Genomic DNA, 21,940 nt, shown 5'->3' with positions numbered 1-21,940 from the left:
CGCTGGATAGCCTCCGGGCATGCCCGCTGACGCTCCGACGATCCTCGCCACCAGTGGCGGGATCAGCTCATCCGATCGCCTGCCGTGGGGGATCGGCGCGCTGACCCGGCACGCCGTCGACCTCGCCGGGACCACCGGCCGCGCGCCGCGCGTGTGCCTCCTGGCCACCGCGGTCGGCGACGACTCCGGGCTAATCGGCACCTTCTACGCCAACGCCGTCGCCGAGGGCTGGCAGCCCAGCCACCTGGCGCTGTTCCCCATGCCGAACCTCGACGACGTGCGTGAGCACCTGCTCAGCAGGGACGTCGTGTGGGTGTGGGGTGGCAGCGTCGCCGGGTTGCTGGCGATGTGGCGGCTGCACGGCCTCGACGAGATCTTCCGCGAGGCGTGGCAGGCGGGGGTCGTGCTCACCGGTGTGTCGGCCGGGTCGATCTGCTGGCACTCGGGCGGCACCACCGACTCGTTCGGGCCCGAGCTGCGGCCCGTCACCAACGGCCTCGGCCTGCTGCCGCACTCCAACGGCGTGCACTACGACAGCGAACCCCGGCGGCGTCCGCTCTTCCAGCGCCTGATCGCGGACGGGACGCTGCCTGCGGGTTACGCGACCGACGACGGCGCCGGGCTGCTCTACCGGGGCACCGAACTCGTCGAAGCGCTCTCCGAGCGGCGCCGCGCCGGGGCCTACCGCGTCGACCGCGGCCCCGACGGGACCGCGGTCGAAACGCCGTTGGACGTGCGCCGGATCAGTTGAGCGGCAGGTTGAGCAGCGCGTTCTCCAGCAGTTCCGGCATCGCCGGGTGGATCCAGTACTGGCCGCGGGCCATGCTGCGCGCGTCCAGGCCGAAGTGCATGGCCTGGATGATCGGTTGCAGCAGCGTCGGCGCCTGCGGGCCGATGATGTGCGCGCCGATCAGCAATCCCGTGTTCGGGTCGGCCAGCAGCTTGGCGAAACCGGTGGTGTCCTCCATCGCCCAGCCGTAGGCGATGCCCGCGTAGTCCTGGGTGGAGGTGACGTACTCGACGCCCCGCTGCTGGGCCTGCTGCTCGGTGAGGCCGACCGCGGCGATCTGCGGACCGGAGAACACCGCGTGCGGCACGAAGCGGTGGTCGGAGGAGATCGGGTCCTCGGGGTGCAGGATGTTGTGCTGCACGACGCGGGTCTCGTGGTTGGCGACGTGCTTGAGCTCGTGGTCGGAGCTGATGTCGCCGAGCGCCCACACGCCCTCGACCGAGGCGCGCTGGGTGTCGTCGACCGCGATCTTGCCCTCGTCGGTGAGCTCCAGCCCGCCGGTCGCCGCGTCGATCAGGTCGGCGTTGGGGGTGCGCCCCACCGCGACCAGCAGCTTCTCGGCCTCGACGGACTCCGCGCCGTCCGGGCCCTCCAGGTTCAGCCGAATCGCGTCGCCGGTCTTCTCGGCGGAGACGACCTTGCGGTTGAGCCGCAGGTCCCAGCGCCGGGCGGCGATCTCGGTGAACCGGGCGGCCACGTCGGCGTCCTCGGCGCGCAGCACCTTGCCCGAGCGCCCGATCATGGTGACCTCGACGCCCAGCGAGCTGAAGACGTGGGCGAACTCGGCGCCGATGAACCCGGTGCCCATGATGATCATCCGGCGGGGGAGCTCGTCCAGGCGCATCACGGTGTCGCTGGTGTGCACCTCGACCTGGTCCAGGCCGGGGATCTCGGGGATGACCGGCCGGCCACCGGCGGCGACCACGAAGCGGTCGGCGGTGATCGTCTGGGGGCCGTCCGCGGTCTGGACGGTCAGCTGCTTGACGTCGGTGAACGCGGCCTCGCCCGTCAGCAGGGTGACGTTGGGCGAGCCCTCGGCCCGGTAGCGGCGGCCGCCTTCGGAGATCGGGTCGATGCGGCCGAAGATGCGGTCCCGGACCTCCCGCCAGCGCACGCCGTGGCGCTCGAGGTCGACACCGAGCCCGGCACCGGCCTCGGGGGCGTCCGCGACGTCGGCGGTGTGCACGAACATCTTCGTCGGGATGCAGCCGACGTTGAGGCAGGTGCCGCCGTAGGCGTCGTTGGGGCCGATGCCCTTCTCGACGATGGCCACGTTCCAGTCGGCGAACCGGTCGTCGAGGATCGAGTTGCCGGAGCCGGAGCCGATGATAACTAGATCGAAGTGCCGCACGGTTCCATCCTGCCTCACTGGGTGCGGGCCGTCGCCGGTCCGCGGACGTCGGTCAGTTCCAACCCGGCGAGGCGCCCGGTGATTCCACGCCGATCTCGGTCCCAGATCACACCGATCGCGTGCGCGGCGCACCACAGCAGGCCGAGCACCGCGCTCGGCGCGCCCCTCGCCAGTTCGCAGGCGCCTTGCAGCAGCGCCAGGCCCCCGGTGCCCAGCGTCCAGCGCAGCACGGCGGCTCGCCCGCCGGGGGAGTGCGCCCGCAGCAGGACCAGCCGCTGACCGGGCGTGCCGTCCCAGCTCAGGGCGGCCACCAGCAGTATCAGCGCCGGTGCGAGCCACGCCGCGCTCACCTGCAACGCCGTCGAGGGCGGGAGGCCCGCCCAGCGCAGGGCGAAGCCGGTCAGGTGGACGCAGGCGACGCCCAGCCACCACAGCAGCAGGCCGTCGCAGCACATCCCCAGCAACCGACGGCCCGCGGTCAACGGGCGTGGCTCGGTGGCCCGACGCCCGCTGCCCGCAGGAATCCGGTTCAGCAGCGGGACCAGCAGGCTCCCGAGCACGGCTCCGGTGGTGTTGGCGATGACGTCATCGACGTCGAACACGCGGTAGGGGCACGGGAACCGGAACCACAGCCCGGTCAGCTGCGTGACCTCGACGAACGCCGACACGCCCGCACCCGCCAGCGCCGCCACCGGTGGGGCCCGGCGCAGGAGCGCGCCCAGCGGGACGAACAGCGCGACGTTGCAGGCGAACTGCTCGACCCCGACGGCGCTGGTCAGCGCCGACAGCGGGCGCAGCTGCGCGGGGAAGCACGAGGTGCCGGTGGGCGGCAGGACGTAACAAGCCAGCGCGATCGCGTAGAGCAGCGTCGCGAAGCGCAGCACGGCCGTGCCCGCGCGCAGCTCGCCGTGCCGGCGGTAGCGACCGGCGACGAACGACGGCAGCAGCAGCGCGGCGACCCCGGTCGCGATCACCGCGGCGGTGGAACCCGGCAGCAGACTCATCTCTCGCACCTCCCTCATGAAGAAAGAGGCGCGAACACCCCGAACAGATACATCTCTTTCGGGTGATGAGGACGTCGTGCCCGCCCGGAGGGGTCCGGGCAGGCACGACGGAAAGCGGGATCAGTGCTGGTAGGTGGGGGTGATGACGGCTCGGCCGACGGTGTGGAAGGCCAGGTTGAAGCTGACCACCGCCGGCGAGGCGCTCTCGTCCACGCCGAGCTTCTCGGTGTCCACCGCGTGCACCACGAAGTAGTAGCGGTGCGGCCGGTCGCCGGGCGGCGGGGCGGCACCGCCGAAGGCGCGCTCGCCCATGTCGTTGGCGACGTGGAACGAACCCGCCGGGATGCTCTGACCGCTGCGGTTGCCCGCGTCGGCGGCCAGCTCGGTGACGTCGGCGGGAACGTCGACGAGGACCCAGTGCCAGAACCCGCCGGGGATCGGTGCGTCCGGGTCGAAGCAGGTGACCACGAAGCTCTTGGCGGTCTCCGGGAAACCCGACCAGCTCAGCTGCGGCGACAGGTTCTGCCCGTCCGCGCCCATGCCGTCGTAGGCATGCGCCTTCGGCATCGCCCGGCCGTCGGCCACATCGGTGGAGGTGACGGTGAACGCGGGGACCGAAGGCAGGAACGAGTACGGATCAGGATCGATCGGGCGCTCCAGACTCATGCGAGCATCCTCCTTTTCCTGGTGGCTATGGGGTGATCGTCGTCGATCACCGGGCACAGCCTAGGAGAACCCACGCCGGTGCGGCTCGCCGGTTCTAGCGGCTTTGTTGCGCTAAGCGCAATGGCGAGTGTGCATTCTGCAGCGGTGTCTGGCTAAGCTGTCGCCCGTCCCGGTGATGGCAGGAGGCAACGTGGCGCAGGCGGGCAACGAGACCGAGGTGTTGTGCCTGGGCGAGACCATGTCGCTGGTCGCGCCGGCAGCCCCGGTCCCCCTCGAAGAAGCCCCCGCGTTCACGCTCTCCGCCGGTGGCGCCGAGTCCAACGTGGCCGTTCACCTGGCCGCCCTCGGACACCGCGTGCGGTGGGCCAGCCGCCTCGGCGACGATCCGCTCGGGAGGCGCGTGGTCGCCTCCCTCGCCGCGGCGGGCGTCGACACCGGCCTGGTCGAGATGCGTTCCGAGGCACCGACCGGCGTCTACTTCAAGGACCCCGGGCCGGACGGAACCCGGGTCCACTACTACCGCGCGGGCTCGGCGGCCTCGACGATGGACCAGGACTTCCTCGCCGACGACGTCATCGACGACGCCCGCGTGCTGCACATCAGCGGCATCACCCCTGCGCTGTCGGAGGGCTGCGACCGGCTGATCCGGCGGCTGCTGACCCGTCCTCGCCGCGCCCCCATCTCCTTCGACGTCAACCACCGGCCCGCGCTGTGGTCGGCCCGGCAGGCCGCCCCGGTGCTCGCCGAGCTCGCCCAGCTCGCCGACGTCGTGTTCGTCGGCCTCGACGAAGCCGCCACCCTGTGGGGCGTGAAAACCGCCGACGACGTGCGGGAACTGCTCGACTCGCCGGTCACCGTCGTGGTCAAGGACGGCGCCGAGGCCGCCTACGCGCTCGGCGAGCGCCGCACCGTCGTACCCGCCCCGACCGTCGAGGTCGTCGAGCCGGTCGGCGCCGGTGACGCCTTCGCGGCCGGGTTCCTCTCCGGCGTGCTGCGCGGCGAGGACGACGAGCGCTGCCTGCGCCGCGGGCACCTGCTGGCCGCGCACAGCCTGCGCAGCACCGAGGACCACACCGCACCGCCCGGCGCCGAATCGCTCGCTCGCTGGCTGGCGCTCGACGAAGAGCAGTGGGGCGCACTGCGATTCGACGGGAGTGAGTGAGAAGTGCCCTTCCTGGAGGAGTTGTTCGCCAAGCCGGTGATGGCGATCCTGCGCGGCATGGACCCGCAGCGGACCGCGGAGCTGGCCGAACGAGCCTGGGACCTGGGCATCGACGCCGTCGAGGTCCCGATCGAGACGCCGAAGGCCGAGCCCTCCCTGGCGGCGGCCGTGCGCGCCGGAGCCGAACGCGGCCGCCCGGTCGGTGCGGGCACGATCATCACCCCCGAACAGCTGCGCACCGCCCGCGACCTGGGCGCGGCCTTCACCATCGCACCCGGCCTGGACCCCGAGATCGTGCGGCTGAGCGCCGAACTCGACCTGCCGCACGTGCCCGGAGTGGCCACGCCCAGCGAGATCCAGCAGGCGCTGCGCCTCGGGTTGTCGTGGGTGAAGGCCTTCCCCGCCGCGGAGCTGGGCAGCAGCTGGTTCCGCGCGATGAAGGGCCCGTTCCCCTCGCTGCGCGTGGTGGCCACCGGCGGGATGAACGCCCGCAACGCTCCCGAGTTCCTGCGGGCCGGAGCCGACGTGGTCGCGGTCGGTTCGGCGCTGGAGGATGAGACCCAGCTGCCCGCGCTGGCACAGCTCGTCGAGGGCTGACCTTCCGCGGTGGCGAGTTCGCAGTTCGTGAGAGAGGAAGTGTCGTGAAGGTCCACGTTGGTCCGGTCGCCCAGCCCGAGCTGGAAGCCGCCGTGGTGGCGGCCGGTGCTGAGCTGAGCTCGGCGGAGGAGGCGAACGCGCTGGTCTGGTTCGGCGGGGAGCCGAGCCGGTTCGGCTCCTACGACCGCCCGGACCTGGAATGGGTGCAGCTGCCGTCGGCCGGCATCGAGTCCTGGGTGGCCTCCGGCGTGCTGCGCGAGGATCTGACCTTCACCTCGGCCGCGGGCACCTTCGCCCAGACCGTCGCCGAGCACACCCTCGGCCTCATGCTCGCCGGTGCGCGGCAGCTGGCCGCGATGGCGCGAGCCACCACGTGGCAGCGCCCCGAGGGCATGCGCAGCCTCGCCGGATCGACCGTCGGCATCATCGGCGCTGGTGGGATCGGCAAGGCGCTGATCGAGATGCTGCGCCCCTTCGGCGTCCGGGTGCTGGCGGTGAACCGCTCCGGCAAGCCGGTGCTGGGCGCCGAGCGGACCTGGCCGGCCGAGGACGCCGACGGGATGCGCGAGCTGCTCGCGGCGTCGGACTTCGTGGTGGTGGCGGCTCCGGCGACCTCGGCGACCTCGAAGCTCGTCGACGCCGCCGCGTTGCGGGCGATGAAGTCCGACGCGTGGTTGATCAACATCGCGCGCGGTTCGCTGGTCGACACCGAAGCACTGGTCGAAGCTCTGGACGCGGGCCGCATCGGCGGTGCCGCCCTCGACGTCACCGACCCGGAACCCCTGCCCGAAGGGCACCCGCTGTTCACGCACCCGCGCGCGCTGATCTCCCCGCACACGGCCAACCCGCCGTCGCTGCAGATGCCGGCCCTGGCGCGCAGGGTCGAGGAGAACGTCCGCCGCCACATGGCAGGACAACCGCTCCTGGGCCTGGTCGATGTGAACGCGGGTTACTGAGCGACACGTCAGGCAAGCACCGAAGGTGCTTCCTCTTCCACCACCCGAGCAACCGGCACCGCCGGGGGTTCTGAGCGGCTTCGTGGTGAGGACGTCGCGACGCCGTGTATTGGACATACATCAGGAGTGGCGCCCGGAGCCACGGAGCCGCTCAGGTTCCCCCGCCCGCACCGTCGACCAAGGCGAGTCGTGCTGAATGAACGAGATCTTTCTCGCGAAATCGTTGGTGGGGTGGTGGGTGATCGCGGGGTCGATAGGATGGCTGCGCCAGTACGGCGGTGACGTGGAGGAACCCGGTGTGAGGCCGGGGCGGTCGCGCCACTGTGACCGGGGAGCGGACCCCGACAGCCACGGCCTGCGCAGGCTGGAAGGCGGGGCACCGCGAGGATCCGGGAGCCAGGAACTCCTGCCGCCGTGACCCCCGCCGGGGCGCGCACCCCGAGAGAGGATCACCGTGAGCGAGCCTGCCCGCGACGCCCGAGTTCTGCTGCTGTCCACTGCGGACACCGACCTGCTGGCCGCCCGTGCCGCCGAGGCCGACTACCGCGTCGCCAACCCCTCCCGCGTGGCCGCCGAGGACGTTCCGGCGCTGCTCGACGGCGTTGACGTCGTCGTGGTCCGGCTGCTGGGCGGCCGCCGCGCCTGGGAGGAGGGCCTGGACGCGGTGCTGGCGTCGGGTCTGCCGACCGTGGCGCTGGGCGGTGAGGCCACCCCGGACGCCGAGCTGATGACGCTGTCCACGGTGCCCGCCGGTGTGTCCACCCAGGCCCTGGCCTACCTGGTCGAAGGCGGCCCGGAGAACCTCGCCCAGCTCGCCCACTTCCTGTCCGACACCGTGCTGCTGACCGGCACCGGGTTCACCGAACCGCAGTCGATGCCGGAGTTCGGCCTGCACGGCGAGCGCGAGCACGACCCGTCGCGTCCGACGATCGGCGTCGTCTTCTACCGGGCGCACGCGCTGGCGGGCAACACCGCGTTCGTCGACACCCTCGCCGACCAGGTCGAATCCGCCGGCGCCAACGTGGTGCCGGTGTTCTGCGGCTCGCTGCGCGGCCTGTCCGACGCCGCCGGTCTGCGCGAACTGCTGGGCGGGTGCGACGCGCTGATCGCCACCGTCCTCGCCGCGGGCGGTGCGGTCGCCGCCGACGCCAGCGCGGGCGGTGACGAGGACTCCTGGGACGCCGGTGCGCTGGCCGAGCTCGACATCCCCGTGCTGCAGGGCCTGTGCCTGACCACCAGCCGCGCGGTGTGGTCCGACAGCGACGCGGCGCTGTCGCCGATGGACGCCGCGATGCAGGTCGCCGTGCCGGAGTTCGACGGCCGGTTGATCAGCGTGCCGTTCTCCTTCAAGGAGGAGGGCCCGGAGGGCATCCCGGTCTACGTCGCCGACCCCGAGCGCGCGGCCCGCGTGGCCTCCACCGCCGTGTCGCTGGCGCGGCTGCGCCACGTGGACAACTCCGCCAAGCGCCTCGGCGTGGTGCTGTCCTCCTACCCGACCAAGCACTCCCGCGTCGGCAACGCCGTCGGCCTGGACACCCCCGCCTCGGCGGTCGTGCTGCTCAGCGCCCTGGAGGATGCCGGCTACGACCTCGGCGGCCTGGACGTGACCGGCCTGGACGGCGACACCCTGATCCACCGCCTGATCTCCGCAGGCGGCCACGACGTGGAGTGGCTGACCGAGGAGCAGATGTCCGAGGCCGCGATCCGCGTCCCGACGACCCGCTACCGCGAGTGGTTCGACGCGCTGCCCGAAGAGCTGCGGGCGTCGATGACCGAGCACTGGGGTGCCCCGCCCGGCAGCCTCTACGTCGACGACGAGGGCTACATCTACGTCGCCGCGCTGCGCTTCGGCAACGTGGTGATCCTGATCCAGCCGCCGCGCGGTTTCGGCGAGAACCCGATCGCGATCTACCACGACCCGGACCTGCCGCCCTCGCACCAGTACCTGGCGGCCTACCGCTGGCTGGCCGAGGAGTTCGGCGCGCACGCGGTGATCCACCTGGGCAAGCACGGCACCCTGGAATGGCTGCCGGGCAAGGGCCTGGGCCTGGCGGCGGACTGCGCGCCGGACGCGGTGCTCGGCGACATGCCGTTCGTGTACCCGTTCATCGTCAACGACCCGGGTGAGGGCACCCAGGCCAAGCGGCGCGGGCACGCGACCGTGGTGGACCACATGATCCCGCCGATGGCCCGCGCCGACGCCTACGGCGACATCGCCAAGCTGGAGCAGCTGCTCGACGAGTACGCGCTGGTCACGGACCTGGACCCGGAGAAGAAGCCGGCGCTGCGCAACCAGATCTGGGAGCTGGTCACCCAGGCCGAGCTGCACCACGACCTGCACCAGGAGGGCCAGCCCGACGCGGAGTCCTTCGACGACTTCGTGATGCACATCGACGGCTACCTGTGCGAGATCAAGGACGTGCAGATCCGCGACGGCCTGCACATCCTCGGCCGCGCGCCGCGCGACGAGGAGCTGGTCAACGACGTGCTGGCGATCCTGCGCGCCAAGCAGGTCTTCGGCGGCAAGGTCGGCGCGCTGCCCGGCCTGCGCTCCGCGCTGTCGGACCACTTCGGACTCGACGAGCAGGCGCTGCTGGCCGAGCCCGGCGCCCGCGCGGACGTCCCGGCCGCGCTCACCGAGCTCGTCGAGGGGCCATCGGCGTCGGCGTCGGACGCGGTGGACCTGGTGGAATCGTTGGCGCGCAAGCTGATCCAGACGCTGGCCGACACCGGATGGGACTCCGAACGCGCTGAGCAGGTCGTCACCGACGTGATCGGCACCGGTGTCGCCGAGGTCGTGCGGGTGCTGCGGTTCGCCTGCGTCGAGCTGGTGCCGCGCCTGGCCCGCACCACCGAAGAGGTCGAGCACGTGCTGCACGCGCTCAACGGTGGTTTCGTGCCCGCCGGACCGTCCGGGTCGCCGACCCGCGGGCTGATCTCGGTGCTGCCCACCGGCCGCAACTTCTACTCGGTGGACCCCAAGGCCATCCCGTCGCGCAACGCCTTCGACGTCGGCTCCGCGCTCGCCGATTCGCTGATCACCCGGCACGTCGCCGACACCGGGGAGAACCCGCGCTCGGTCGGTCTGACGGTGTGGGGCACCTCGGCGATGCGGACGCAGGGCGATGACATCGCCGAGATCCTCTGGCTGCTGGGCTGCCGCCCTAAGTGGGACGACGCCTCGCGGCGGGTCACCGGCTTCGAGGTCGTGCCGGTCGCCGAGCTGGGCCGGCCGCGCATCGATGTGGTGGTGCGCATCTCCGGGTTCTTCCGCGACGCGTTCCCGCACGTCGTCTCGCTGATCGACGACGCGGTGCAGACCGTGGCCAAGCTCGACGAGCCCGACGAGGACAACTACGTCGCCGCCCACTACCGCGCCGACAAGGCCGAGCACGGAGACGACCGCCGGGCCTCGACCCGCATCTTCGGCTCCAAGCCGGGCGCCTACGGTGCCGGGCTGCTGCCGCTGATCGACGCCCGCAACTGGCGCAGCGACGCCGACCTCGCCGAGGTCTACGCGACCTGGGGCGGTTACGCCTACGGCCGAGGGCTCGACGGCCGCGAGGCGCGCGGCGACATGGAGACGGCGTTCAAGCGCATCCAGGTGGCGGCCAAGAACGTCGACACCCGCGAGCACGACATCGCCGACTCCGACGACTACTTCCAGTACCACGGCGGCATGGTCGCGATGGTGCGCTCGCTGTCCGGGCAGAGCCCGGCCGCCTACGTGGGTGACTCGGCGGTGCCGCACGCGGTCAAGACCCGCACGCTGGGCGAGGAGACCAAGCGGGTCTTCCGGGCTCGGGTGATCAACCCGAAGTGGATCTCGGCGATGCAGCGGCACGGGTACAAGGGCGCCTTCGAGCTCGCGGCCACGGTGGATTACCTGTTCGGGTTCGATGCCACCGCCGGGGTCGTCGACGACTGGATGTACGCGAAGCTGGCGGAGTCCTACGTCTTCGACGAGCAGGTGCAGCAGTTCCTGCGCAACTCCAACCCGTGGGCGCTGCGAGGCATGACCGAGCGGCTGCTGGAAGCCGCTGACCGCGGTCTGTGGGCCGAACCGGACGAGCAGGTCCTCGACGATCTGCGGTCGGTGTACCTGGAGCTGGAGGGCCAGCTGGAGGACTGATAGTCCACCCGGGGCCGGACGCGCCGGTCCCGGGTGGAAGGTACCTCCCCCTATTCATCCACAGTGGACCGAAACGTTGGGCCGTCCGAGTGGAAAGTGGCTTGAAATTCCACTCGTTCGTGTTGAGCTCCTGGCCGAGGTGTATCTGACAGAGGGTTCGTTTCCTCTTACTCGTGGACACTTTGGACGAGCCGGAGCGGCGGTCGGACGGCCGCCGGGAGGCTCCGGGGGAGGAGACGAACCATGGCGGAGAACAAACTCGGGATGCGGGCGGCGGCCGGGACGCTGGCGGCGATGAGCCTGATCGGTGGTCTGCTGGCCACCTCGGCCCACGCCGGCGAGCAGGGGACCGCTGCGCCACCGATCGTCGGGGGACAGGCGGCTCCGATCGCCGACCACCCGTGGGTGGTCTACCTGGCCGATGACCAGGGCAACCAGTTCTGCGGCGGCACCATCGGCGCGGCGAACAAGGTCATCACGGCGGCGCACTGCGTCAAGGGCGAGCGACCCGCGTCGGTGCGGGTGGTGGCAGGACGGGAGAGCAAGTCGTCCACCGACGGCGTCGAGGTCCCGGTTTCCGACATCTGGGTCCACCCGAACTACCAGGACGCCAACACCGGGTCCGACGTGGCGGTGCTGACCCTCGAGCAGCAGCTCCCGCAGGCCCCGCTGCCGGTGGCCACCCCGGCCGACACCGCCTCCTACGAGGCGGGCCGGATGGCGACCGTGCTCGGCTGGGGCGCCACCTCCGAGGGCGGCGACGCCTCGGACACCCTGCAGAAGGCCGAGGTGCCGCTGACCTCCGACGACGACTGCAAGCGGGCGTACGACCAGTACGACCCGCAGGCGATGGTCTGCGCCGGATACCCCGAGGGCGGCATCGACAGCTGCCAGGGCGACTCCGGCGGGCCGCTGGTGGTCGACGGCAAGCTCGTCGGCATCGTCTCCACCGGCAACGGCTGCGCGAGGCCGGGCAACCCGGGCATCTACACCCGCACCGCCGCCTACGAGGCCGACATCCGGGCCCAGCTCACGGCTCAGCACTGATCACGCCGGGGCCAGCTGCAGCCCGGGGCCGAGTTCGCGGGCGAGCCCGGTGGCCAGGGTCCGGAAGGCACGCACCTGCGGATCCTCGTCACCGGCGCGGCTGACCAGCACGCTGTGCTCCCACGGCGCGTCCGCCACCGGAACGCATCGGGTGCCGGGCCACGGGTAGAAGCGCTCGAAGGATTCCAGCGCCGAACCCGCACCCCGTCCGGCGGCCGCCGTGGCGAGCACCTCGTGCGGGTTGACCGCGTCGTCCTTGCCGCGGCGCGGGGCCTCACCGCCCCGCGCCGCGGTGAAGTACAGGTAGTCGGTGAACGGGCGCGGCGTGCGCTCGGGAAGCCGGATGAACGGCAGGTCGAGCACGTCGGCCAGCCGCACCTCGGGTGCGTCGGCCAGCTCCCAGCGGGCCGAGACCACCACGATGCGCCGCTCGGTGGTCAGCACGTCGACCTCGACGCGCTCGTCCACCGGTGCCGGGCGCACGAACGCCACGTCCACCCGGTGCTCCAGCAGCGCGGACACGTGCTCGGTGAAGTCCAGCGGTACCAGCCGCAGGTCGATCTCGGGGTGCGCCATCCGGAACGCCTGCGCGGTGGCGGGCGTCAGCTCCGCCGACCCGTGCCCCATGACCCCGACCCGCAGCGTCCCGGGCTCGGCCGATGCCGCCTCGGCGACGTCCGCGCGGGCGAGGTCGGCGGCGGCGAGCAGCGCGCGAGCGTGCCGCGCGAGCCGGTGTCCCGCGGGGGTCAGCCGCACCGGGTTGCGGTCCAGCAGCCGCGTCCCGAAGTCCTGCTCCAGCTGCTTGACGTGCTCGGTCACGGTCGCCTTGGCCAGGAACAACCGCTCGGCGGCCCGGCCGAAGTGCCCCTCCTCGGCCACCACCAGCAAGGTCTCCAACCGCCGCAACTCCATGCGGGCAACGTACGACCGGTCGCCGGAAGAGACCAGGCGATTGAGGCGCACTTTACGATGCACATTCGAATCTCGATCGGCCGTTTACTGAGCGTGCGCCAGTGCCAGTGAGCGTGGTCCGGGGTCCCCTGGAGGTGTCCGCTCTGGGTAGCCGTTGATGTCGCGCAGTGCGTTTCTCGCCTCGGGTGTGCGGTGATCGCCCAGTGGCAGTCTCGTTCGGCGGATGTTCGGTGCATCGGAGTGATTTTCCGTTGCGGCGTAGGTAATTTCGTGTTGTCGATGTTCGCCGAGTCATCAGGGGGTGGGTCGTGGCTGCACGGTTGCGATCGATCGCCGAGACGTATGTCGCGAACGGGCCCACCGGCGTGAGCATCCGAACCCGATTGAAGGGCATGACGCTCAGCGACGAGCGGGTGTTGCGTGAGGTCGGAGCGCATCTGGGGAGGCTTGCTTCCAGCGACCTGGCTGCCCGAGTCCGTGACGGACTGGATCACGACAAGCATTCCTGGGCGGATCGCAAGCGGGCGGTCACCGCGGTGTCGTCGGCGCGATGGGCGGGCAGCATCACCAAGTTCAGCAACGATCAATGGTCGTTGGCCCGCCGCAACCAGCTGGCGCAGCTTCGCAACCTGGCCGCAGGCATCGAGATGCTCAGCTACAGATTGTCGCTCGGGCTCGGTGAGAAGGGCGTGGCGGGGAAACCCGGCGGGTATCAGTCGGCCCAGGAGTGGTTTGCCAAATCTCGCCGCCTGGCCGCATTGCGGGCCCGCTGCGCCCAACTCCAGGCGAATTGGGATTCGGGCCGCATTGCGGTGGTGCGGGGCGGGAGGAAGCTGCTTCACCACCGGCATCACCTGGGCCGGGCCGGGCTCAGCGAGGAGCAGTGGCGTGCTCGGTGGGAGGCCGAACGCTGGTTCTTCGCGGCGGATGGGGAGTCGGGCAAGAAGTTCGGCAACGAAACGGTGCGCGTCACCCCGGATGGCGAGGTGTCGATCCGGTTGCCCGCGCCGCTGGAACATCTCGCCAACGCACGCAACGGGCGGTATGTCTTGACCGCGATCGCGCGGTTCCAGCATCGCGGTGCGGAGTGGGCTGAGCGCATCGCTGGTGATCGGGCGGTGGCGTACCGGTTTCACTACGACGCCACTCGTGACCGCTGGTACGTGGGTGCGTCCTGGCAGCGCAGCCCAACACGGCCGGTGTCGCTGGCCGTGTTGCGGTCGGGGCCGGTGATCGGGGTGGACACCAATGTCGATCACCTCGCCGCCTGGAAGCTCGACCCCCACGGCAACCCGACCGGTCGACCGAAAACCTTCGGTTATGACCTTTCCGGCACGGCTGACCACCGAGACGCACAGCTGCGCCATGCCCTGTCCCAGCTTTTGCGTTGGGCCAGGAGTGAAGGTGTGCGGGCGATCGCGGTCGAGGACCTCGACTTCGGTGACTCGACGACTCGTGAGAAGCATGGCCGCAGGAAGCGGTTCCGGCAGCTGATTTCCGGCATGCCCACGGGGAAGCTTCGTTCCCGGCTGGTGTCGATGGCCGCCGAGACCGGTGCCAGTGTGATCGTCGTGGACCCTGCCTACACCAGCAGGTGGGGCAACGAGCACTGGCGTGTGCCACTGTCCAGGAAGAAGCATGAGATCACCCGACACCACGCCGCGAGCGTGGCGATCGGGAGACGCGCCCTCGGGCACGGGATCAGGCGACGGGGGACACCGCCCCGGCACGACCAGAGCGATCGTGCCGGGCATCGGACCATCCAGGCCCGGCCACGTGCTCGTGGGTGTGAAGGAACCCGCCCCGACGCGACCGGGACGCGGACGCGATCCGTGCTGTCCGGCCGTCGAGCGAATGCGGGAACCCAGTTCGTCCAACACCGTTCGGGATGGACGCAGTAGCTGGGCGTCCGATCATCATGGGGACGCCTGAACGCTGTTGAGGAACGGTAGACCGGGATCCTGATTGTTCGGGAAATCCGAACGGTTGGTGTTCGGGGTGGGGGCTGCGCGTAGAACGTTAGGTGTGCGAAACGTGTGGGTGCCGGCTGCTCTGCTGTTGATGGTGGCCGGGTGGGGTGCGAACCAGTTCTCGCCGCTGCTGGGGGCTTACCGGGGTGAGCTGGGGCTGAGCCCGTCGGCGGCGACCGGGTTGCTGGCGCTCTACGTCGTCGGGCTGGTGCCCGGCTTGTTGTTCGGGGGTCCGCTGGCCGATCGGCGCGGGCGCAAGCCGGTGGTGATCTGGGCGATCGTGCTCAGCGCGCTGGCCACGGTGGCGCTGATGCTCGGGGCGCACGTGGTGCCGTGGCTGGTCGTCGGGCGGCTGATCGTCGGGGTGAGCACCGGTGCCGTGCTCGCCGCGGGGAGCGCCTGGGTGCGCGACCTGTCGCACCCGCCGTTCGGGACGGCGACCGAGGACGGCGCCGGTGCGCGCAGAGCGGGTGTGCTGCTGGCGGCCGGTTTCAGCGTCAGCGGCCTGGTGTCCGCGCTGGTCGCGACCTGGGTGCCGTTCCCGCTGGTCAGCGCCTACGTTCCGCACTTGGTCCTGTGCGCGGTGACGTTGCCGCTGGCGCTGCGCTGCCCGGAGACGCGCGTCGAGCCGGCGGCCGGAGCGCCGCGCGGCAGGGGAGCGCGCGATCCGCGGTTCCTGCGGCGGGTGGCGCCGGTCGCGCCGTGGATCTTCCTGTGCCCCACCGTCGGCTTCGCCGTGCTCCCCGCGCAGGTCACCGTCCACGCGCCCGGCTACGAGGTGCTCTACGCGGGGGTGTCGACGCTGTGCGCGCCCGGTTTCGGCGCGGTCGTGCAGCCCTGGGCTCGCCGGATCGCCCGGCGCGGAGTGCGGGCGACGGCCGTGTTCGGGCTGGTGGCCATCGCGGCCGGGCTCGTGCTCGCTGCTGTCGCGGCGTGGCAGGCGCAGCCGTGGCTGGGCCTGCTCGCCGCGCTGACGCTGGGCACCGGCTACGGCTTCGTCTCGACCTACTGCCTGACGATGGTCGGCCGCATCGCGGGACCGTCCGAGCTGGCCGGGCTGACCGCGATCATGTGGGTGCTGGCCTACCTGGGGTTCTGCACGCCGTTCGTGATCAGCCTGCTCTCGGGCGTGGTCGCGGTGCCGGTGGTGCTGCTCGTGCTGGCCGGGTTGGCGCTGCTGACCCTGCTGTCAGCTCGCGACGAGACCGATCGAGATGGTCACGAAAGCCGTCGCGCTCAACGCGTCCAGCGACTTCGAGACTCGGGGGTTCTTTAGCCGGTCGGCGATCCCGGCGGCGGCCAGCACGATGGTGACCTCCCAGATCGCCGCCAGCACCAGGAACACCACGCCCAGCGCGACCAGCTGGAGCGCCGGCTGCGTGGACGCGCCGACGAACTGCGGCAGGAACGCGAGGCTGAACAGCAGCATCTTCGGGTTGGTCAGGTTGCTGAGCAGGCCGCGCAGGTAGGGGTTGGCGTCATCCGGCGGTGGGACGTCCAGCGAGCCGGACTCGCGCCTGGTCAGCCAGTACCCGCGCACGATGCTGGCCGCGAGGTAGAGCAGGTAGGCGGCGCCCACCCACTTCAGCGCCACGAGCACGCCCGGGGCCTTGGTGATCAGCGCGCCCAGCCCGGAGATGACCAGCGCGACCTGCAGCGCGCTGGCGCTGTGGATTCCGGCCAGCGCCAGCAGTCCCGCCTTGCGGCCGTGGTTCAGCGACGTGCGCAGCAGCAGGAAGACGTCCACTCCCGGTGTGATGATCACGACCGCGCTCGCCAGCAGGAAGGCGGGCAACGGCGTCGGGTCCAGGAGCACGGCGATTTCCTCTCCACTTCGGGCAGCACGCACTGCCACATCGCTTGATCAGGTTCTTCTCGTCATCCGGTCAGGTGAGATCGGCGGGTGCCGGTGGTGGAGGTACCCCGGTTCCGCGATGCCCTGGGATGGAGGCGCGACTGTCAACGGCGACATTCGCGAAAGGATTTGCACCCGAAGTCGAGTTTAACGAAATATTTTCCTGCGGAACTGTGAGTTGCGACTCGTGATGTTTCGGTGTGCGTGCGATTACGGTGTGTCCGCTCCGCCGATGACCGCGACAGCTGGAGGCACCGACTTTGGGCCGCGACGAACAGGGATCCGCCGACAAGACCCGTGCGCTGCGCGCGCTCGCCATCGCCGGAGCGGTCACCGCCCTGGCGGGCGCGAGCCCCGCCGCCCACGCGGACCCGGCGATCACCGGAGACGACCAGCCGCAGTCCCGGATCCTCGGCGGCTCGGGCAGCACCACCGACGACGCGCCCTGGGTGGTCGCGCTGACCGACCGGTACGGCAACCAGTTCTGCGGCGGCACCCTGATCCGCGCGGGCGAGGTAGTCACCGCAGCGCACTGCGCGCACGATCCGCTCACCGGGGCCGAACGCTCGCCCGAGGACGTCCGCGTGATCGCCGGGCGCACCGACCTGCGCAGCTCGCAGGGCAGCGAAGCCGAGGTCGACGACGTGTGGGTGCACCCGGGCTACGAGGACTTCACCACCGGCGACGACCTCGCCGTGCTCAAGCTCAGCGCACCGCTGCCGCAGCGCCCGCTTCCCGTGGTCGCGCCCGGCGAGACCGCGCCGTACGAGCCGGGCAGCATGGCCCGCGTCTACGGATGGGGCCGGACCAGTGAGAACGGTCCCAACTCGGACAGCCTGCGCTCCGTGGAGGTGCCCGTCGCCGCCGACGACGCCTGCCGGTCGGCCTACCCGAACTACGACCCGCGCAGCATGTTCTGCGCCGGGTACCCCGAAGGCGGGCGCGACGCCTGCGCCGGCGACTCCGGCGGGCCGATCGTCGCGGGCGGGCGGCTCATCGGCGTGGTGTCCTACGGCACCGGCTGCGGTCGACCCGGCACGCCCGGCGTCTACACCAGGCTGTCGAACTACCCGTTGTGAGCGGCGGGCGAGTGGTCTGCACAACTCCCGCCGCTGGCGAGTGCGGGAAACCGGGAAGTCCTGTGATATCCAGGTAAGGGTGACCCTTCAGCCGCTCGCGACCGCCGTGCAACGCGCCTACACCGCAGACCTCGACGCCTCCGACTTCTACCGGATGCTGCGGCTGCGGGTCGACGTCTTCGTCGTCGAGCAGGAATGCCCCTACCCCGAGCTCGACGGGCGCGACCTGGAGGACTCCACCCGCCACTTCTGGGTCGACTCCGCCGACGACTACGTGCTCGGATACCTGCGGCTGCTGGAAGATCCCGACGGCACCTACCGCATCGGCCGGGTCTGCACCTCCAAGAGCGCCCGCGGTCTGGGCATCGGACGCAAGCTGATGCGCGCCGCCGTCGCCGAGGTGCAGAACTCGCCCGCCGTGCTGTCCGCCCAGACCTACGCCAAGGACTTCTACGCCTCCTTCGGCTTCGTCGAGACCGGGGACGAATACCTCGAAGACGGCATTCCGCACGTCGACATGCGCCGCGAACCCCGCCGCGCGGGCGTGATCGCCGGACGCTGAACTGTGAGTTGCGGCGCCGGAAGGTTGGGCGCTTGATCGACGTCTGGGACGATGTCGGTGAATCCGTTTGCAAGGGGTGTTGGCAGGAAGCCGGTGCGAGTCCGGCACGGTCGGCGCCACTGTGACCGGGGAGCGGACCTCCCGCGAGAGCCACCGGGGTGACCTGGGAAGGCCGGAGGGACGTGACGATCCGGGAGTCAGGACACTGCGGCCCCTTGTTCCCGACAGCGGGGCGTCCGCACCCCGAGGAAGGAACCACACCGGCATGTCCGCTGCCCCTCGCTTCCCCTTCTCCGCCGTGGTCGGCCACGACGACCTGCGGCTCGCGCTGCTGCTCAACGCGGTGCACCCGCGCATCGGCGGTGTTCTGGTGCGCGGCGAGAAGGGCACGGCCAAGTCGACCGTCGTGCGCGCCCTCGCCTCGCTGCTGCCGGCGCTGGACGTCGTCGACGACTGCCGCTTCGGCTGCGACCCCACCGCGCCCGACCCGCAGTGCCCCGACGCGCCGCACGGCGACACCGCCACCCGGCGGCCCGCGCAGCTCGTCGAGCTGCCCGTCGGCGCCACCGAAGACCGGCTCATCGGCTCGCTCGACCTCGAACGCGCCCTGACCGAAGGCGTCCGCGCCTTCCAGCCCGGCCTGCTCGCCGGAGCGCACCGCGGCGTGCTCTACGTCGACGAGGTCAACCTGCTGCACGACCACCTCGTGGACCTGCTGCTCGACGCCGCCGCCATGGGCCGCGCCCACGTCGAGCGCGACGGTGTCTCCGTCTCGCACGCCTCGTCGTTCCTGCTGGTCGGCACCATGAACCCGGAGGAGGGTGAGCTCCGGCCGCAGCTGCTCGACCGCTTCGGGCTCACCGTGCAGGTCGCCGCCTCCCGCGAGGTCGGCACCCGTACCGAGGTCGTCCGCCGCCGGCTCGCCTTCGAAGCCGACCCCGCCGGGTTCGCCGCGCACTGGGCCGACGCCGACGCCGAACTCGCCGAGCACATCCGCGCCGCCCGCGCCCGCGTCGAGGACGTCGTGCTGCCCGACTCCGAACTCCGCCGGATCTCCGCGCTGTGCGCGGCCTTCGACGTCGACGGCATGCGCGCCGACCTGGTACTGGCGCGCACCGCCATCGCCCACGCCGCCTGGCGCGGCGCCGACGCCGTCACCGAGGAGGACGTCGAAGCCGCCGCCCGCCTCGCCCTGCCGCACCGGCGCCGCCGCGACCCGTTCGACGAACCCGGCATGGCCGAGGACCAGCTGCAGCAGGCCCTCTCCGACGCCGCCGAGCAGGCCGAGGACCAGCCGCCGGAAGACCCCGACGACGACCCCGACGGCGGTCCCGGCGGAGGCGGCGAACCGCAGGACGAGCCCACCGGCCCCACCGGCGGCGGAGGTGGCGAGGAGCAGGACCAGCAGCCCGGTGGCGGCGACTCCGAACGCGCCCCCGTCGGCGCCGGGCAGTCGTTCCGCGCCCGGTTGCTGGAAGTGCCCGGGCTCGGCGAAGGCGCACCCGGGCGCCGGTCCCGCGCCCGCTCCCGCAGCGGGCGCACCACCCGCGCCACCACCGTCGACGGCCACGGACTGCACGTCACCGCCACCCTCGCCGCGGCCGCTCCCCACCAGGCCGCGCGCGGACGCAGCGGACCCGGCCTCGTCCTGCGCTCCGACGACGTCCGCCGATCCCTGCGCGAAGGCCGTGAGGGCAACCTCGTCCTCTTCGCCGTCGACGCCTCCGGCTCGATGGCCGCCCGCGACCGGATGACCGCCGTCAGCGGCGCCGTCCTGTCCCTGCTGCGCGACGCCTACCAGCGGCGGGACAAGGTCGGCGTGATCACCTTCCGCGGCGACCAGGCCGAAGTCGCCCTGCCACCCACCTCGTCGGTCGACATCGCCGCCGCCCGGCTCCGCCGGATGCGCACCGGCGGACGCACCCCGCTCGCCGACGGACTGCTGCGCACCCAGCACGTCATCCGGACCGAGAGCACCCGCGACCCGCAGCGCCGGCCGCTCGTCGTCCTGCTCACCGATGGCAAGGCCACCGTCGGCGTCCAGGGGGCCACCGGGAGCAAGCAGGCCGTCGACGACGCCCTGCGCGCCGCGCGCGTGCTCGCCGGCACCGGAACGGCCTCCGTGGTCGTCGACTGCGAGAGCGGTCCCGTCAAGCTCGGACTGGCGAACCAGGTGGCCGCAGCGCTGGGCGGACCCAGCCTGCGGCTCGAAGAGCTCTCCGCCGAACACGTCGCCGGAGTCGTGCGCGCCGTCAGCGGTGACAGCGGGTTGGCCGCTTAGTCTCGTTTTGGTTACGAGATTCAACCCTGTGAGTACCGACCCAACGGTCGGATTGGTACGGTGACCACCAGTCCACCTGACCCCCAGGGGTGGACCTCCAAAGTGCCCCGCGCTCCCAGCGACCCCCAGGCCGGTTGAGCGCGGGGCTCTTTTTCTTGTGGGTTTGGTGGTCGTTTTGCGGGGCGGTGCGGGTAGGGGAACCTGAGCGGCGCTGTGGACTCCGCGCGCCACGACTTATGTATGTCCAATACACGGCGTCGAGGCGTGCTCGCCACAGCACCGCTCAGAACCCCCGGCGGTGCGAGTGCCTCAGGTGGGGAAATGAGAAAGCGACTTCGTCGCTTGCCTGACGGGTCAGGCTGGGGTTGGTTGTTTTTGGTGGTAGCGGTGTCTTGCGTAGGTGGCTGTGGCCACCAGGGGGATTGCTACTGCTCCTGCTGTGGTGAACAGGATCGTGTAGTTGCCGTGGTCTGCTAGGGGGCCTGCTGCTGCGGAGGCTGCTGCGCTGCCGAGGAACAGAGCGCAGGCGAAGAGGGCCACCGCCGTTCCCCTCGCTTCTGGAGCCACCGAGGTGGCCCAGGCCTGCAGGGAGGAGTGCATGAAGGACCAGCCGCCGCCCAGCAGGAGGGCCGTGATGATCACCGTGGCGAGGTTCGTGTCCACCGAGACCAGGGCGTAGCCGACGATCATCTGCGTGCCGCCGATGGCGATCAGGCGGGGGACCGGGACCGTGGAGTTGATGGCCTTGACGACCCTGGAGAACACCAGCACGCCCACGCCGTAGGCGCCCGTGGCCAAGCCCGCCACCGCGACGTCCAGGCCCTCGTTGACCAGCGCCGACGCCAAGAAGGTCATGGTGCCCAGCAGCACCGCGCCCTCCACGAAGACCAGGCCGAACACCAGCAGCGCCCAGCGGTTGCGCAGGACTCCGCCGATGTGGGAACCCACCCCGCCCGACACCGCCGCGCGGTCGGGTTCCGGGAGGCCGCGCAGCAGCAGCGCGCAGACCGCCGCGCACAGGGCCGGGACCGCGAAGACCACGCGCCAGTCCAGCCAGTGGGCCAGCACGCCGCCGACCGCCGTCGCCATGGCCGTGCCCACCGCCTGGGCGGCCATCAGGTCCGACAGCGCGCTCTGGCGCTTCTGCTGGGAGACCGTGTCGCCGACGTAGGTCAGCGTCGTCGGGACCACCGCGCCCATGAACGCACCAGCCAGGACGCGCGCCGCGATCAGCACCGGCAGCGACGGCGCGAACGTCGAGATCAGGCCCGTGGCGGCAGCCGCCAGCAGCGTGGCTCGCATGATCGGGATCCGGCCGAAGCGGTCCGAGAGGATTCCCCACAGCGGTTGCGAGAGGCCGTAGGCCAGGAAGTAACCGCTGGCGACCGTGACCGCCGAGGCGATCGGGACGTGCATGCTCAGCGCGATCAGCACCAGCATCGGGGTCACGGCGAACCGGTCGAAACTGCTGATGAACGAGGCTGCGGAGAGCACCAGAGGCGGTCTGGTGGGCATGCGGCGGCTCCTAGTTCTGGGACGCTCGTCCATCTTCACGCGTCGAACGCCGGTCGCAGCG

Annotated in this window: 17 protein-coding genes and 2 riboswitches; of the genes, 11 read left to right on the top strand and 6 right to left on the bottom strand. The window is 71.3% G+C overall.

The window, feature by feature from the left end:
* Positions 1–19 precede the first annotated feature (19 nt).
* Positions 20–751 carry a Type 1 glutamine amidotransferase-like domain-containing protein gene (locus KBO27_RS24980; protein ID WP_210972319.1) on the top strand — a complete coding sequence of 244 codons (732 nt, stop codon included), beginning with the start codon at positions 20–22 and terminating at the stop codon, positions 749–751.
* On the opposite strand, the gene KBO27_RS24975 is transcribed toward KBO27_RS24980, so the two are convergent.
* The 3 genes from KBO27_RS24975 to KBO27_RS24965 form a co-directional block, all read right to left on the bottom strand.
* Positions 744–2,141 carry a mycothione reductase gene (locus tag KBO27_RS24975; RefSeq protein WP_210972318.1) on the bottom strand — a complete coding sequence of 466 codons (1,398 nt, stop codon included), beginning with the start codon at positions 2,139–2,141 and terminating at the stop codon, positions 744–746. The two genes, KBO27_RS24980 and KBO27_RS24975, sit on opposite strands and share 8 nt — an antisense overlap.
* 14 nt (positions 2,142–2,155) lie before the next feature.
* Positions 2,156–3,145, bottom strand: a complete 990-nt coding sequence (locus KBO27_RS24970; RefSeq protein ID WP_246537960.1) for a VanZ family protein — start codon at positions 3,143–3,145, stop codon at positions 2,156–2,158.
* A gap of 120 nt (positions 3,146–3,265) precedes the next feature.
* Positions 3,266–3,811 (bottom strand): YbhB/YbcL family Raf kinase inhibitor-like protein, encoded by a 546-nt coding sequence (locus tag KBO27_RS24965; protein ID WP_210972316.1) that lies wholly within the window; start codon positions 3,809–3,811, stop codon positions 3,266–3,268.
* A gap of 175 nt (positions 3,812–3,986) precedes the next feature.
* Here KBO27_RS24965 and KBO27_RS24960 point away from each other — a divergent pair, with 175 nt between their 5' ends.
* From KBO27_RS24960 to KBO27_RS24940, 5 genes are all read left to right on the top strand, one after another.
* On the top strand, positions 3,987–4,973 hold the full coding sequence (locus KBO27_RS24960; RefSeq protein ID WP_210972315.1) for a sugar kinase: 987 nt from the start codon (positions 3,987–3,989) through the stop codon (positions 4,971–4,973).
* A 3-nt stretch (positions 4,974–4,976) separates the two neighbouring features.
* Positions 4,977–5,570, top strand: coding sequence for a bifunctional 4-hydroxy-2-oxoglutarate aldolase/2-dehydro-3-deoxy-phosphogluconate aldolase (locus KBO27_RS24955; protein WP_307870600.1), 594 nt, complete (start codon positions 4,977–4,979; stop codon positions 5,568–5,570).
* A 44-nt stretch (positions 5,571–5,614) separates the two neighbouring features.
* Entirely contained in the window at positions 5,615–6,526 is a 912-nt protein-coding gene (locus KBO27_RS24950; RefSeq protein WP_210972314.1) for a D-isomer specific 2-hydroxyacid dehydrogenase family protein, read from the top strand.
* Between the two features lie 287 nt (positions 6,527–6,813).
* A riboswitch (cobalamin riboswitch) is annotated at positions 6,814–6,931 on the top strand.
* A gap of 49 nt (positions 6,932–6,980) precedes the next feature.
* A complete protein-coding gene (gene cobN / locus KBO27_RS24945; protein ID WP_210972313.1) occupies positions 6,981–10,658 on the top strand; it encodes a cobaltochelatase subunit CobN in 3,678 nt (1,225 codons plus the stop codon).
* A gap of 243 nt (positions 10,659–10,901) precedes the next feature.
* Positions 10,902–11,705, top strand: a complete 804-nt coding sequence (locus KBO27_RS24940; protein ID WP_210972312.1) for a S1 family peptidase — start codon at positions 10,902–10,904, stop codon at positions 11,703–11,705.
* Here the strand turns inward: KBO27_RS24940 and KBO27_RS24935 are convergent, their stop codons facing one another.
* Positions 11,706–12,617: a LysR family transcriptional regulator gene (locus KBO27_RS24935; protein ID WP_210972311.1), complete on the bottom strand. Its 912-nt coding sequence runs from the start codon at positions 12,615–12,617 to the stop codon at positions 11,706–11,708.
* Positions 12,618–12,925: 308 nt separating this feature from the next.
* Here KBO27_RS24935 and KBO27_RS24930 point away from each other — a divergent pair, with 308 nt between their 5' ends.
* The gene (locus KBO27_RS24930; RefSeq protein WP_210972310.1) at positions 12,926–14,518 is read left to right on the top strand and encodes an IS200/IS605 family accessory protein TnpB-related protein; all 1,593 of its coding nucleotides are present in this window, start codon (positions 12,926–12,928) and stop codon (positions 14,516–14,518) included.
* A 133-nt stretch (positions 14,519–14,651) separates the two neighbouring features.
* Positions 14,652–15,863, top strand: coding sequence for an MFS transporter (locus KBO27_RS24925; RefSeq protein WP_307870599.1), 1,212 nt, complete (start codon positions 14,652–14,654; stop codon positions 15,861–15,863).
* On the opposite strand, the gene KBO27_RS24920 is transcribed toward KBO27_RS24925, so the two are convergent.
* Positions 15,777–16,403 (bottom strand): LysE family translocator, encoded by a 627-nt coding sequence (locus tag KBO27_RS24920; RefSeq protein WP_210972309.1) that lies wholly within the window; start codon positions 16,401–16,403, stop codon positions 15,777–15,779. The genes KBO27_RS24925 and KBO27_RS24920 overlap by 87 nt on opposite strands.
* 299 nt (positions 16,404–16,702) lie before the next feature.
* Here KBO27_RS24920 and KBO27_RS24915 point away from each other — a divergent pair, with 299 nt between their 5' ends.
* The 3 genes from KBO27_RS24915 to KBO27_RS24905 all read left to right on the top strand — a co-directional run bounded on the left by KBO27_RS24915 (position 16,703) and on the right by KBO27_RS24905 (position 20,364).
* Positions 16,703–17,521, top strand: coding sequence for a S1 family peptidase (locus KBO27_RS24915; RefSeq protein ID WP_210972308.1), 819 nt, complete (start codon positions 16,703–16,705; stop codon positions 17,519–17,521).
* Between the two features lie 79 nt (positions 17,522–17,600).
* The gene (locus KBO27_RS24910; RefSeq protein WP_307870598.1) at positions 17,601–18,083 is read left to right on the top strand and encodes a GNAT family N-acetyltransferase; all 483 of its coding nucleotides are present in this window, start codon (positions 17,601–17,603) and stop codon (positions 18,081–18,083) included.
* A gap of 57 nt (positions 18,084–18,140) precedes the next feature.
* A riboswitch (cobalamin riboswitch) is annotated at positions 18,141–18,313 on the top strand.
* 35 nt (positions 18,314–18,348) lie between these two features.
* Complete coding sequence (locus KBO27_RS24905) at positions 18,349–20,364, top strand: putative cobaltochelatase (RefSeq protein ID WP_210972307.1); 2,016 nt, start codon at positions 18,349–18,351, stop codon at positions 20,362–20,364.
* 354 nt (positions 20,365–20,718) lie between these two features.
* On the opposite strand, the gene KBO27_RS24900 is transcribed toward KBO27_RS24905, so the two are convergent.
* Positions 20,719–21,879, bottom strand: a complete 1,161-nt coding sequence (locus KBO27_RS24900; protein ID WP_210972306.1) for an MFS transporter — start codon at positions 21,877–21,879, stop codon at positions 20,719–20,721.
* Positions 21,880–21,940 lie beyond the last annotated feature (61 nt).

Source organism: Saccharopolyspora endophytica, assembly GCF_018070075.1.
GTDB lineage: Bacteria > Actinomycetota > Actinomycetes > Mycobacteriales > Pseudonocardiaceae > Saccharopolyspora > Saccharopolyspora endophytica.
This window is presented reverse-complemented; position numbering and strand designations above follow the sequence as displayed.